Origin of the sequence: uncultured Algibacter sp. (genome assembly GCF_947495925.1) — a bacterium.
In the GTDB taxonomy this organism is placed as follows: domain Bacteria; phylum Bacteroidota; class Bacteroidia; order Flavobacteriales; family Flavobacteriaceae; genus Algibacter_E.
In genome coordinates this window covers 243,746-257,877 of sequence record NZ_CANMAU010000006.1, presented here as the reverse complement: position 1 = coordinate 257,877, position 14,132 = coordinate 243,746, and the positions used below count along the sequence as shown (strand labels likewise).

At 33.2% G+C, this 14,132-nt stretch carries 10 protein-coding genes; 2 read left to right on the top strand and 8 right to left on the bottom strand.

Annotated elements, in window-relative coordinates:
- Nucleotides 1–8 precede the first annotated feature (8 nt).
- Nucleotides 9–1,085, bottom strand: coding sequence for a peptide chain release factor 1 (prfA, locus tag Q0857_RS14080; protein WP_298536386.1), 1,077 nt, complete (start codon nucleotides 1,083–1,085; stop codon nucleotides 9–11).
- A gap of 403 nt (nucleotides 1,086–1,488) precedes the next feature.
- On the opposite strand from prfA, the gene Q0857_RS14075 reads away from it, so the two are divergent.
- Nucleotides 1,489–2,151 carry an ABC transporter ATP-binding protein gene (locus Q0857_RS14075; RefSeq protein ID WP_298536384.1) on the top strand — a complete coding sequence of 221 codons (663 nt, stop codon included), beginning with the start codon at nucleotides 1,489–1,491 and terminating at the stop codon, nucleotides 2,149–2,151.
- A 50-nt stretch (nucleotides 2,152–2,201) separates the two neighbouring features.
- Here the strand turns inward: Q0857_RS14075 and Q0857_RS14070 are convergent, their stop codons facing one another.
- From Q0857_RS14070 to Q0857_RS14055, 4 genes are all read right to left on the bottom strand, one after another.
- Nucleotides 2,202–4,757: an adenosylcobalamin-dependent ribonucleoside-diphosphate reductase gene (locus tag Q0857_RS14070; RefSeq protein WP_298536383.1), complete on the bottom strand. Its 2,556-nt coding sequence runs from the start codon at nucleotides 4,755–4,757 to the stop codon at nucleotides 2,202–2,204.
- Between the two features lie 192 nt (nucleotides 4,758–4,949).
- The gene (locus Q0857_RS14065) at nucleotides 4,950–5,909 is read right to left on the bottom strand and encodes a DUF3078 domain-containing protein (RefSeq protein ID WP_298536380.1); all 960 of its coding nucleotides are present in this window, start codon (nucleotides 5,907–5,909) and stop codon (nucleotides 4,950–4,952) included.
- Between the two features lie 74 nt (nucleotides 5,910–5,983).
- Entirely contained in the window at nucleotides 5,984–7,162 is a 1,179-nt protein-coding gene (locus tag Q0857_RS14060; RefSeq protein ID WP_298536377.1) for an AIR synthase related protein, read from the bottom strand.
- A gap of 81 nt (nucleotides 7,163–7,243) precedes the next feature.
- Complete coding sequence (locus tag Q0857_RS14055) at nucleotides 7,244–9,430, bottom strand: glutamine synthetase III (RefSeq protein ID WP_298536370.1); 2,187 nt, start codon at nucleotides 9,428–9,430, stop codon at nucleotides 7,244–7,246.
- Between the two features lie 265 nt (nucleotides 9,431–9,695).
- On the opposite strand from Q0857_RS14055, the gene Q0857_RS14050 reads away from it, so the two are divergent.
- On the top strand, nucleotides 9,696–10,718 hold the full coding sequence (locus Q0857_RS14050; RefSeq protein ID WP_298536368.1) for a glutamine synthetase beta-grasp domain-containing protein: 1,023 nt from the start codon (nucleotides 9,696–9,698) through the stop codon (nucleotides 10,716–10,718).
- Nucleotides 10,719–11,049: 331 nt separating this feature from the next.
- On the opposite strand, the gene Q0857_RS14045 is transcribed toward Q0857_RS14050, so the two are convergent.
- The 3 genes from Q0857_RS14045 to Q0857_RS14035 all read right to left on the bottom strand — a co-directional run bounded on the left by Q0857_RS14045 (nucleotide 11,050) and on the right by Q0857_RS14035 (nucleotide 13,831).
- Complete coding sequence (locus Q0857_RS14045; protein ID WP_298536366.1) at nucleotides 11,050–11,556, bottom strand: hypothetical protein; 507 nt, start codon at nucleotides 11,554–11,556, stop codon at nucleotides 11,050–11,052.
- A gap of 83 nt (nucleotides 11,557–11,639) precedes the next feature.
- Nucleotides 11,640–12,653, bottom strand: coding sequence for a helix-turn-helix domain-containing protein (locus tag Q0857_RS14040; protein WP_298536364.1), 1,014 nt, complete (start codon nucleotides 12,651–12,653; stop codon nucleotides 11,640–11,642).
- 227 nt (nucleotides 12,654–12,880) lie between these two features.
- Entirely contained in the window at nucleotides 12,881–13,831 is a 951-nt protein-coding gene (locus Q0857_RS14035; RefSeq protein WP_298536362.1) for a calcium/sodium antiporter, read from the bottom strand.
- Nucleotides 13,832–14,132: the final 301 nt, after the last annotated feature.

Genomic DNA, 14,132 nt, shown 5'->3' with positions numbered 1-14,132 from the left:
AATTTATTTTATATCTGATCGTTATTAGCTTTTAACTTTTCGGTATTTTCGGCCAACTGCAATTCGTCTATTATTTTTTGAATGTCTCCATTAACAATGTTTGACAAATCATAAAGCGTCAACCCTATTCTATGATCTGTAACACGACCTTGCGGATAGTTATACGTTCTAATTTTTGCACTTCTATCACCACTTGTTACCATGGTTCCCCGCAGCGCAGCATCCTCCTCCATCTTTTTAGCCAATTCTAGATCATATAACCTGGAGCGCAATACCTTAAAGGCTTTTTCTTTATTTTTATGTTGCGATTTTTGATCTTGACATTGCGCTACTAAACCCGTTGGAATATGTGTTAAGCGAACTGCCGAATATGTTGTATTTACAGACTGCCCTCCTGGACCTGAAGAACAGAAAAAGTCAATACGGACATCTTTAGGATTAATTTCTACATCAAACTCTTCGGCCTCTGGAAATACCATAACCGTTGCGGCACTAGTATGCACTCTACCTTGAGTTTCTGTTTGAGGTACGCGCTGTACACGATGTACTCCTGCCTCAAACTTAAGAGTTCCATATACATCTTCTCCAGAAACCTCAAATTGAATCTCTTTAAAACCGCCATTTGTTCCTTCACTAAAATCTACAGTATCTACACGCCAACCTCTACCTTCACAGTACTTGGTATACATTCTAAATAAATCTCCTGCAAAAATACTAGCCTCATCTCCACCAGTTCCTGCACGTAATTCTACCACTGCATTTTTGCTATCTTCTGGATCTTTTGGTATTAATAGCACTTTAATTTCCTCTTCCAAAACCGGAATTCCTGCTTTAGCTTCGTCATATTGCATTTTGGCCATGTCCACCATTTCAGTATCACTCCCGTCTGCAATTATTTCTTCGGCTTCAGTTAAATTGTTCGTTAACTCTATGTATTGCTCACGCTTTTCCATAAGGATTCTCAAATCCTTATACTCTCTATTTAACTCCACATAACGTTTTTGATCTGTAATAATATCTGGTTGAATAATTAAATCACTCACCTCATCAAAACGTTGTTTTACTATTTGTAATTTCTCTAACATCTGCCTATTTTAATTGGGAATCAAAAATACGATAATTTATGAATTTTCAATGGTTGCAATTCCCCCTAATAACGCAATTAGAAAATAACTCTAAACTATAAACGTTATATTAGACACTTATGCAGCAAATATTTTTAATTTTTGTTTTTTACAGACCATTAATCCTTTGGTCTTTTGGCATAAACCTATTTTTTTTATCCTTACGTTTTCATACCATTCCCATTCTATTAGTTAAAATTGTACTGCTCCTTTTTTTATGGTACGTGCTCAATGAAACTCATGGTAAACGCAAACTTATTTTTTATAAAAACTTGGGCATTTCAACTTTCAAGTTATTTTCATTAGTTTTCATTATGGATACTATTATTTCTTTACCTTTCTTACTTATATTGAAAGAATTTATATGACTCTAGAAATAGATAATGTTGAACTTAACTTTAAAGAGAAACGTATTTTAAATGGAGTTTATTTAAAAGGCGAAACAGGAAAAGTTACTAGTATTCTAGGAAGTAATGGTTGTGGCAAAAGTTGTTTATTAAACATCATTTTTGGAAGTTTAAAACCCAAATACAAACTAATAAGATTAGATAACAAGCCTATTATAAAGCCTTTATATCGTACAAAATCAGTTGCTTATTTACCTCAATACCATTTTATACCCAAATTGATGAAATTAAACATGGTTTTTAAAATGTTTAATGTGAATTGGTACGATTTTATTATTTACTTTGAAGGTTTCAAAAATCACAAAAACAAAAAGTTTAACAATTTATCTGGTGGTGAACGTCGAATTATTGAAACATACATCATTTTAAGAAGCCAGCGAAAAATAGTTTTATTAGACGAACCTTTTTCTCATTTAGCACCTTTACAGATAGAAACTTTTAAAGGTATTATTTTAGAAGAGAAACATCACAAAGTTATCATCGTTACAGATCACATGTATCAACATATTATAGATGTTTCAGATAATCTGTACCTCATTAAAAATGGCCACACCAAACTTATTAAAGATCTAAAAGAACTGGAAGTTTACAAATACTTAAACATGGGTAGTCTTCAATAAAATAAAAAGGGAGCCCAATAGCTCCCTTTTTTAGTGAATAACTCATAAAACTATCCACATTTAGAAGAACCACAGTCTTTACAGGTTAAGCATCCTTCTTGGTAAATTAAATTTTTAGATTTACAATTATCACAAGCCTGTCCTTTGGCTTTAGTACCGTCGGCTACATAACGTTTTAAGGCACGCCCAACACCATTTTTCCAGGTATTTATAGACTCACTATCTAATTGTAGACTATTTATTAAGTCCACAATATTATCAATAGGCATACCATGACGTAATGTACTCGAAATTAGTTTAGCATAATTCCAATATTCGGGATTAAACTTATGTGACAACCCTTCAATAGTCGTCTTATATCCTCTTGTATTCTTATACTGAAAATCGTAACGAGAGGCACCTTGTTCGTCCCTATTTTTAATAATTAACCCTTTGTTTACCCATCTAGGAATTAAAATCCCATCTTCATCGTCAACCAAACCTGTAAAAACCTCATATGGTTTATCATCAATTAAACCAATAAAAGCAATCCATTTTTCTTTATTATTCTGAAAGCGAACCACATCTGCTTCTAGAATCTGTGGGCGCTTTATAGGAAACGCCGTAAGCTTATCATCCACCTCATCTTCTTTTTTCTCATCGTTAGAAATTAAAACCCCAGAACGTGAACCATCTCTATAAACAGTGACACCTTTGCAACCTACCTCCCAAGCTTTCATATATAACTCACCAACCAAATCTTCAGATACATTGTTTGGTAAATTAATAGTTACACTTATGGAATGATCTACCCATTTTTGAATAGCACCTTGCATGCTTACTTTACTCAACCAATCTACATCATTTGAGGTGGCTCCAAAATAAGGAGACTGTTTAATAAGGGCATCTATTTCATCTTGCGAGAAATTTTTAGAACTATCAATCCCATTTACTTCCATCCATTGTTTAAATCTATGATGAAACACTACATATTCTTCCCAAGAATCACCAACCTCATCAACAAAATCAACACGAACTTCTTTATCATTAGGATTTACCTTTCTTCTGCGCTTATATACGGGCATAAATACGGGCTCAATACCAGATGTTGTTTGCGTCATTAAACTCGTTGTACCTGTTGGGGCAATAGTTAACAATGCAATATTTCTTCTACCATATTCCAACATTTCATAATACAATTTACTATCAGCGTCTTTTAATCTTTGAATAAAAGGATTATCCTTTTCACGATCAGCATCAAATATTGAAAATGCACCACGGTCCTTAGCTAAATGTACAGATGCACGATAGGCTTCAATTGCAATTGTTTTATGAACTTCTATTGAAAATGCATTCCCAGCTTCACTTCCATATTGAATACCTAAGGCTGCAAGCATATCTCCTTCGGCTGTAATTCCAACTCCCGTTCTTCTTCCTTCTTGGGCTTTTTTTCTAATATTTAACCATAAATTGTGCTCTGTAGCTTTCACTTCGTCCAATTCTGGATCTGAATCAATCTTCTTTAAAATATTATCAATTTTATCTAACTCTAAATCAATAATATCATCCATTATTCTTTGAGCTATAGCCACGTGCTTTTTAAATAAATCAAAATCAAATTTTGCCTTTTCAGTAAACGGGTCCTGAACGTATGAAAACAAATTAATGGCTAGTAACCTACATGAATCATAAGGACATAATGGGATTTCTCCGCAGGGATTTGTAGATACTGTTTTGTATCCAAGATCGGCGTAACAATCTGGAACGGATTCATTAATAATCGTATCCCAAAATAAAATTCCTGGCTCTGCAGACTTCCATGCATTATGTACTATTTTTTTCCATAGCGCATTCGCATCGATAGATTTTGACACTTTAGGTTCGGTACTAAATACAGGATATTTTTGAGTGTAGCTATCCCCGTTTTTCACGGCTTTCATAAAACTATCATCAATTCTTACAGATACATTGGCACCCGTAACTTTGCCTTGCTCTAATTTAGCATTGATAAAATCTTCTGAATCTGGGTGATTAATGGAAACAGACAGCATGAGCGCTCCTCTCCTCCCATCCTGAGCAACTTCTCTTGTAGAATTAGAATAGCGCTCCATAAATGGCACAAGACCTGTTGACGTTAAAGCAGAGTTTTTTACAGCAGAACCTTTTGGACGAACATGCGACAGATCATGCCCAACACCTCCGCGGCGTTTCATAAGTTGTACTTGCTCCTGATCAATCTTCATAATGCCACCATAAGAATCAGACTCCCCAGAATTACCAATTACAAAACAGTTTGATAACGAACCTATCTGAAAAGGGTTACCAATTCCTGCCATTGGACTTCCTTGAGGAACAATATATTTAAAGTCCTTAATTAAATCAAAAATCTCATTTTCTGTAAAAGGATTAGCATATTTTGCCTCTACACTGGCTATCTCTTTAGCTATACGCTTATGCATATCATTAGGAGTTAGTTCATAAATGTTTCCTTCGGAATCTTTTAAGGCATATTTATTAAGCCATACACGGGCTGCTAGGTCATCGTTTTTAAAATATTTTAAAGAAGCTTCGAAGGCTTCATCTTGAGAATACGTTTTAGATGGTTTCTGAGTCAATTTTACTTTCATTGATAGTTAGAAGTTTTAAAGGGAATAATGATTTAAACAAAGTATAAATTAAACATAAATGTACAACTTAAAACATGATAAAAATCATAAAGTTTACAACAACTAATTGTTAATTACTTGATTTTAAGCAGAGTAAATATTTATCAACATCTAAAAGTTAACAAATAATTTAAGGATGAAATAAATATAAAATTAAAAATCGAAAGCCACACCAATGCCTAAAAACTGCTTCCATTGCACCTTAGCACCAGCTTCATCAAACTCTCCCTCAATTTCAGAAGGTACTTTTGTTTTTACGTCGTCATCATACCTCAGATGCGATCCCAAAGTTGCTCTAACAAAACTGTTTACTTTAAAATCAAAATCTAGTCGCCAATCCACATCAACATTCCCAAATCTATTTAAATAGTCAGAATATAAACTTAAAAGGTTTTTCATGTTTATATTCTTAGCTATAGCGAGCTCATAACTATTTGTTAATAACACACCAAACTCTTTTCTAAATTGTTCACCAGGAACCAACAAGTTTCCTTCATCATCATACTCCGCTGGTTTAACCCCAAACGATCCCGCATCAGCCAATTCTTGATCCAAAACAAACGTTCCTTTTAAAGTTAGCGGTGAAAAATAAAAAGACAACTCTTCAATATTCCTTCCATATTCAATTCCTCCACCAAAAAAAATGTAGCCTGGTGCCATAAATTTAGAAATGGGATCGTCTGTATTTGGATACTTATACCCATTAGTTAATTGCGTTCTAAAATTAAAACGAGCCATATAATACCAATTCGATTTATCATCAGCATGATACCCTAAATTTGAATTTATTTCAAATAAATCATCAGTTTTTCTTGCCTCCCTTTCTTCTTGAGCATTAATTCCATAGCGTAAATGCGCATCATTATTCCATACAAAAAACTTATCCTTGTAATTCAATTTCGTTTTTAAATCTAGTAAACCTGAAATTGAATTTGTACCACCAGCATTCCAATTCACAAAAACCGCTTCATTAATATCAAATGCAGCTTTACTCTTACTTGTCCATTGCGGACCCGTATACTCCTCTTTTTTTTCTTTTATAAAAAGCCAGTTAGGTTGCCCAAAAGAAGACACACAGAAGAGAGAAAAAACTAGTATTGCGAGGGTTCTCATGGTTGGATTATAATAATTTTTCAAATCTCCTTACTATCAAGAACTATTCCATTCCAATAAAAAGAGCAAATAAATTAATAAGTAAACTCCCCAAACTCAGATTTTATTGTAAGTCTTTTTGATTCTGAATTTTCAACTCTCCCAATTACTTGAGCATCAACATTGAAAGATTTAGAAATTTCAATAATTTCTTCGGCTATATCAGGAGATACATACAACTCCATTCTGTGTCCACAATTAAATACCTGATACATTTCCTTCCAATCTGTTTTAGATTGCTCTTGTATCAATTTAAATAAAGGTGGAATGGCAAACATATTATCTTTTATAATATGAAATTGATCCACAAAATGAAGAATTTTAGTTTGCGCACCACCAGAACAATGCACCATTCCGTGAATAGTTTCACTATTATACTTTGATAGAATCTTTTTAATAATTGGAGCGTAAGTGCGCGTTGGTGATAGTACTAATTTACCTGCATCAATTGGAGCATTTTCAACCGCATCGGTTAGTTTAACTCCACCGGAATACACTAAATTCTCTGGAACTGAAGCATCAAAACTTTCGGGATATTTCTTGGCTAAATACTTATTAAACACATCATGACGGGCAGAAGTTAAACCATTACTTCCCATACCTCCATTATAATCTTTTTCATAAGACGCTTGACCAAAACTCTCTAAACCAACAATAACATCTCCAGCCTGAATATTAGCATTATCAATAACATCAGCACGTTTCATTCTAGCTGTTACCGTAGAATCAACAATAATGGTTCTTACCAAATCTCCAACATCAGCGGTTTCACCTCCAGTAGAATGAATGGTTACACCAAACGATTTTAAATCCTCTAGCAATTCTTCTGTTCCATTTATAATAACAGAAAGCACCTCGCCCGGAATTAAGTTTTTATTACGCCCTATGGTTGAAGACAACATAATATTATCGGTAGCACCAACACATAACAAATCATCAATATTCATAATTAGCGCATCTTGCGCAATCCCTTTCCAAACAGAAACATCACCCGTTTCTTTCCAATACATATAAGCCAATGATGATTTTGTTCCTGCACCATCGGCATGCATAATCAGGCAATAATCATCATCATTAGTCAAGTAATCAGGAACAATTTTGCAAAATGCTTTAGGAAACAAACCTTTATCTATATTCTTTATAGCATTGTGAACATCTTCTTTTGATGCTGAAACACCACGTTGCGCGTATCGTTTTGAAACTTCTTGACTCATAATATTATATTGTGCTGCAAAGGTAATTTTTTGAATGAAAAAATCCTGTTTTTTAAAACAGGATTTTAGAAGTTTTAAACACTAGCGTGTAAACAACAATTCTCTGTATTTAGTTAATGGCCATATTTCATCATCCACTAAAAGCTCCAATTTATCGCAGTGATACCTAATCTCATCAAACAAAACTCTAACATTTTTACAATAGGCTTCAGCTCTTTTCTCAACATCTTCCACTCCATTAGCCTTTTTACGCGCATCAATCATTTTTGTAACATTAGCATTTATCCCTGCAATGTGATTTGAAATATCCTCAATTAAATTAACTTGTTCTTTCGATACGTTATGGTACTTTTCTTCAAAAATCTCCTTTAACCCTCTTACATTTTCAATTAAAATATTCTGATATTTAACAGCAGTTGGGACAATATGATTTCTTGCAATATCACCGAGTACCCTGCTTTCAATCTGAATATGCTTTATATAAGCCTCAATCTCAATTTCATAACGGGCCTTCGTTTCAATTTCACTCATCACTTGCATTTCTTGAAACAAATCAATACTAGCTTTTGATACTCGTGCTTTTAAAGCTTCGGGCGTTGTTTTATTATTACTTAATCCACGTTTTTTGGCTTCTTTTTCCCATTCCTCACCATAGCCATTTCCTTCAAACAAAATATCTTTAGTAGATTTTATATACTCTCTTAAAACATTAAAAACAGCTTCATCTTTCTTTAAGTCTTTCTTATTAATTAAAGTATCCACTTCTTTCTTAAAATCCTTTAATTGCTTAGCTACAATGGTATTTAAAACCGTCATAGGATTACCACAATTTGCAGTAGAACCAACCGCCCTAAACTCAAATTTATTACCTGTGAACGCAAAGGGAGAGGTTCTATTCCTATCGGTATTATCTAATAATACGTCTGGTATTTTACCAACTACGTTAAGTTTAAGTTCTGTTTTTTCTTTAGGCGATAATTTTCCTTTAGTTACACCTTCTAACTCCTCTAAAACTTTAGTTAACTGTTCACCAATAAACACCGAAATTATAGCCGGTGGCGCTTCGTTTGCCCCTAATCTATGATCATTACTAGCCGAAGCTATGGCAGCTCTAAGCAAAGCTTCATTTCCATGTACTGCCTTTATTGTATTAACAAAAAAGGTTAAAAACTGCAGGTTACTCATAGGTGTTTTACCAGGCGCTAATAAATTAACCCCTGTATCTGTAGAAAGCGACCAATTATTATGCTTTCCCGAACCATTCACCCCTGCAAAAGGTTTTTCATGCAAAAGCACTTTAAAATTGTGACGTGACGCCACACGCCCCATAACATCCATTAATAAGGAATTATGATCTACAGCCAAATTGGCTTCCTCAAAAATAGGTGCCAGCTCAAATTGATTAGGAGCCACTTCATTATGTCTTGTCTTTACTGGAATCCCTAAAAACATACATTCAGTCTCTAACTCCCGCATAAAATTCAACGCCCTATTTGGAATAGAACCAAAATAATGATCATCTAACTGCTGCCCTTTAGCCGAAGAATGACCTAACAAAGTCCTTCCCGTTAATGTGATATCTGGTCGACTAGCGGCCAACATTTTATCAACCAAAAAATATTCCTGCTCCCAACCCAATGAAGAGGTTACCTTTTTTACATTTTTATCAAAGTACCTACAAACCGCCGTTGCTGCATCATCTACAGCATGCAATGCTCGTAAAAGTGGTGTTTTATAATCTAAAGCCTCCCCTGTATAGGCCACAAATATTGTTGGAATGCACAAGGTAGTTCCATAAATAAATGCTGGCGACGTAGGGTCCCAAGCTGTGTACCCCCTAGCTTCAAAGGTGTTTCTAATACCACCACTAGGAAAGCTTGAGGCATCAGGCTCTTGCTGTACCAATTGCGTCCCACCAAACTTCTCGATAGACATACCATCTCCAAGGGTTTCAAAAAAAGCATCATGCTTTTCGGCCGTTGACCCCGTAAGCGGCTGGAACCAATGCGTATAGTGTGTCACGCCTTTTGATAAGGCCCAATCTTTCATAGAGGATGCGACCTGATCAGCAATACTTCTATCTATTTTCTTTCCAAATTGAACAGCGTTTCTAACCCCTACAAATGCATCTTTTGTTAAATATTGACGCATCGTATTTTCGTTAAACACGTTTTTCCCAAACAAATCAGAGCGACGTTCATGTTCTTCTATAACAACAGGCTTGAAAGCTAACGACTCTTTTATGGCGTGAAATCTTAGTATCGACATTTCTTAAAATGTTTTGAAAATGAATTATATCACAAAAGTAATCAGCTCAAAGGATAAAACCCTACAACTCAAAAATTTCTTGTTAACATTTTTTCAGTATTTATATAAAATAATCGTCTTTTTTTAAAATAAACCCTAAAATAATAGGGTATAAATAAAAATAAGTTAACCATTTATTAAAATACCCCCATTAAATTTAAAGTAAATACATAAAAATTTATATTTGTGATATTATTTTCAATATTTCAATTATAATATATTTATTATGGCAAAAATTAAATTAGAATACCTTTGGTTAGACGGGTATTTTCCAACTCAAAACTTGAGAAGTAAAACTAAGGTTGAAGAGCATGAAAACTTTCAAGGTACTTTAGAAGAACTAGGAAACTGGTCTTTTGACGGATCATCAACAAGACAAGCAGAAGGCGGATCTTCTGACTGTTTATTAGTTCCTGTTGCAATTTACCCAGACCCAGACAGAATCAACGGTTATTTAGTAATGACTGAGGTAATGAATGCAGATGGTACACCTCACGTTTCTAATGGTAGAGCAACTATTGATGATGATGATAATGATTTCTGGTTTGGTTTTGAGCAAGAGTATTTTATCATGGATACTGCAACTCAATTGCCATTAGGTTTCCCTGTAGGAGGATATCCTGCACCACAAGGAATGTACTACTGTTCAGTTGGCGGTAAAAACACACACGGTAGAGATCTAGTTGAAGAACATGCTGATTTATGTATTGATGCTGGGTTAAACTTTGAAGGAATTAACCAAGAGGTTGCTTCTGGACAATGGGAATTCCAATTGTTTGCAAAAGGTGCTAAAAAAGCTGGAGATGAAATCTGGATTGCTAGATATTTACTAGACCGTTTAACTGAAAAGTATGGTTACTATATTGATTACCATCCAAAACCATTAGGTAAAGATATGGATTGGAATGGTTCTGGTATGCACGCAAACTTCTCTAACACCACTTTAAGAACTTGTGGTTCTGAAGAAACTTATGGGAAAATATGTGAAGCTTTCCGTGATGTTGTAGACGAACATATTGCTGTTTACGGTGAGTTTAACGACCAACGTTTAACAGGGTTACACGAAACTGCAGCTATTACAGATTTCTCTTGGGGTGTTTCAGATAGAGGTGCTTCAATACGTATTCCAATTATTACAGTAGAGAAAGGTTGGAAAGGTTGGTTAGAAGACAGAAGACCTGCTTCTAACGGAGATCCATATAAAATTGCTGGACGTATTATTAAAACTGTTAAATCGGCTAAGATTTAATAATTACAGCATAAAGTTTTGTTCATAAAAAAAACGCTAACATGTATTTGTTGGCGTTTTTTTTTAGCTCTCTATTAGTTTTAAAATTTAGGTGTTACTATTACCCTAAATTAAGTTCGGTATATTGGTTCGGGCGCTTACTACTCCCTTACTCCTGAGTCGACGAACTCAATCTTTAAGTAGATATTTGCTGGTTACATTATTAAACTAAATTACAATGAAGAAACATAGAAAACACCTAAGCTTTTATCTTTCAATTTATTAAGCCATTTAGCAATTGATATTTCGTTAAAATCTAACGTTTTCTCCCTATGTTTTTCGCTACATGTGTTCATTTGATTTTAACGAAAGTTTCTTTTAGACCTTTTTCTTTTAAATAATCACTTAAATCACTTGCCTCTCCAACATTTGCATGATGAAGCAATGTAAAACCATGTGGCCCCTTAGCAAAAACTAATTCTGGATAAGTCTCTAAAGTTGGTATAACCAAATCTGTTTTCCCCAACATTGTTAATACAAATAAGTTAACTCGTGCTCCCTGCGAAATCAAATAGTTAGCAATTTCCTTATTTCCTATATGTCCTGCCCCTTCAATAGCTTCTTCAAAATCTGAGTTTCCCCAATCATATCGTGCATAGATTAAGTTAGGTTGGTCATGAAGCATTTCTTTTACAAGATTTAAGTTTTTATGCCCAGCAACTACAAACTCTTTTACTAATTTTAAATTAATAGGCTCTGGCTCTTGAAGTGTTTGAGCTAATGATAAGACTGGGGAAATAGCAGTTCCGGCTAATACAATACCTCCTAATGAGTTTTTAATAAATGATTTTCTATTCATAATATTAGTTTTAATTATTTGAGCTAAAATCAATCTTTTAAAACCAAAACTCTTTAATAAACATGAATCTTAAAATGAAAAAGTTAATCTAAAGAGTTTTGTTTTTGATATGCAGAAGGTGTAAGTCCAGTTTTTTTTTTAAAAGCAACATTAAAAGCCGTAACAGTACCAAACCCAGAATCGTATGCTACAGTAGCCATTTTTTTGTGCTTATGTTCAATGTCAAGAAGTTGTGTTTTTGCTTTTTCTATTCTATAATTATTTACAAATTCTCTAAAATTTTGTTGTGCATTCTCATTTATTGATTGAGAAATTTCTTTTGAGTTCTTTGATAGTTTTTCAGATAAAGTGTTTAATGAAACAGTTGGTTCTAAAAAGAGGTGTTCTTTTTCAAATACATGTTTAATCTTTTTAAATAATGCTGCAGAGTTTTTTGTGTCTAAATTTGAGTTTTCATACCTCTCTAAATTAAAATTTTTACGTTTTAGAAAAAGATATGTAAAAGCATAAATTAGAAATGAATAAAAAATAGGTCCCCATATGTAATGACGTTTTAAATTCAAAAAATTACTTAAATAGTATATCCATATTAAAGTTACCCCAATGAGAATGTTCTTATACCATATAGATCCTTTTAAGTTAGTTTTCGAGTTATTTTTTATTAATAATTGCCAAGAAATTATTAGATAAATAGCCAAATGCAAAACGACTAAGCCATAGTTCCAAAACGTCTCAGAATCACCATTGCTAGGAACATATGCTAACATTAAAGCAAAAAGTAAAAATGGTAATAAATGTAGATAATATTTTTTCGGTAGAGTTGCGCTTTTTTGAAATAAGATAATGCCATAAAACCATAAAAAAGGACCAACTATAAGGCTTCCTGATATACCAATATTTTTCTGCCAAGCTTCTAATGGCGTATAATAACCAAGTATAGATTTCCCAATTCTTATTGTTAAACCTAACAGAATTAAACTTAAATATACATTTAGTGTCTTATTACCCTTTTTAAGTGTAAAAAGATAAATAAAAAGGAAAAAACCCTGAAATAACCCTAAGTGAGCAAGAGATATAATGATATTATTTGTCAACATAAATTTAACAGATAAAGCTATTTAAATATTTTAAACCTAGAATATAATAACGTTTGAATATTAAAAAAATTAAGACACAAATGCTTTAATAGTATAAGTTAAACGAAATTAGCCAAATTCTATAACGAAGGCAATTAGAAGATAAGATATAATTAACATCAAAAAAACTCACAATACTATTGTAAAACATTTGATATCATATAAAACCACAACAAATTTAGTCCAAGCTAAAATTTCCCTTTGGTAAACAATAAAAACATAAAGGCACCGTATCCAATAACTAAAACAAAGCCTTTCCATCTACTTATTTGTAATTTCTTAGGCAAAAGAATAAGTGGGACTAAAATTGCAGCAAACCCAAGCATCCAAAAAATATCATTTGACAATATTTCAGTTTCCGTAACAGGAATAGGTTTTACCAAGGCAGTTAACCCTAACACAGAACCAATATTAAAAATATTGGAGCCAATTAAGTTCCCCAAAGAAATGGCTTTTTCTTGCTTAGCAGCAGCAATAACCGATGCCGCCAATTCAGGCACACTAGTACCAATAGCAATTAAAGACACTCCTATTACAGCCTCACTTACGCCTACAGAACGTGCAATTTCTTTTGAACCTTCCACCAACCAATCACTTCCAAAATAAAGGGCGGCTGCTCCAATAAGTAACCACAATCCTATTTTAAAATTTGAAACAACTGCTAGGGCATCATCAACTTCCTCAATAATCACGTCTTTTTTGGCTTTTTTAATGAGTATATAAAGAAAAGCAATAAGTCCAATAAACAAAACTAAACCTTCTATAGTAGATAATATATTATCGTTTTTCAGGAAATAATATAACAGCATAGAAAACAACATCATTACTGGCCAATTAAGTTTATAAAACGATTTATCGACTAGAATAGAACCTACCATAGCAGTTATACCTAACACTAAACCTATATTGGCAATATTTGACCCAATCACATTATTAATTGCAATAGCTGGTGAACCTGACAAGGCTGCCTGAAGACTTACTAGTAACTCTGGAGCAGAAGTCGCAAATGATACTACCGTCATACCAATAACCATTTTAGAAATATTGAATTTAAATGATAAGGCTACAGACGATCTTACCAAATACTCACCTCCCACAACTAATAAAATAAAACCTATAACAACTAAGGCTATACTCATAAATAAATTTTTTAGCGAAGATAAATGAAAGTGAAAAGTGAAAAGTGAAAAGTGAAAAGTTTTTTACTTTCTTCATTACAAAAAAGATGAATTAAGCAAAACTTTACTTTTTTTAGATATTATTCCCCTAGAGATTTAAAAATGAGTCTCAAAACCCCCTTCAATTATTTTGATTTAAAACACAATACACACAATACAACTTCAAATTAAAACACTTTCCAAGCAAGTCACTTTAATTCCGAAATCAAAATCGTTTTTTAACTCACAAATACGTATTCAATTTTATCGATTTATTCTAAAT

Coding starts and splice junctions, on each gene's coding strand:
- Q0857_RS14070 (WP_298536383.1), bottom strand. CDS start 4,757: ATGAAAGTAAAATTGACTCAGAAACCATCTAAAACGTATTCTCAAGAT.
- Q0857_RS14045 (WP_298536366.1), bottom strand. CDS start 11,556: ATGAATAGAAAATCATTTATTAAAAACTCATTAGGAGGTATTGTATTA.
- prfA (WP_298536386.1), bottom strand. CDS start 1,085: ATGTTAGAGAAATTACAAATAGTAAAACAACGTTTTGATGAGGTGAGT.
- Q0857_RS14055 (WP_298536370.1), bottom strand. CDS start 9,430: ATGTCGATACTAAGATTTCACGCCATAAAAGAGTCGTTAGCTTTCAAG.
- Q0857_RS14060 (WP_298536377.1), bottom strand. CDS start 7,162: ATGAGTCAAGAAGTTTCAAAACGATACGCGCAACGTGGTGTTTCAGCA.
- Q0857_RS14065 (WP_298536380.1), bottom strand. CDS start 5,909: ATGAGAACCCTCGCAATACTAGTTTTTTCTCTCTTCTGTGTGTCTTCT.
- Q0857_RS14040 (WP_298536364.1), bottom strand. CDS start 12,653: ATGTTGACAAATAATATCATTATATCTCTTGCTCACTTAGGGTTATTT.
- Q0857_RS14075 (WP_298536384.1), top strand. CDS start 1,489: ATGACTCTAGAAATAGATAATGTTGAACTTAACTTTAAAGAGAAACGT.
- Q0857_RS14050 (WP_298536368.1), top strand. CDS start 9,696: ATGGCAAAAATTAAATTAGAATACCTTTGGTTAGACGGGTATTTTCCA.
- Q0857_RS14035 (WP_298536362.1), bottom strand. CDS start 13,831: ATGAGTATAGCCTTAGTTGTTATAGGTTTTATTTTATTAGTTGTGGGA.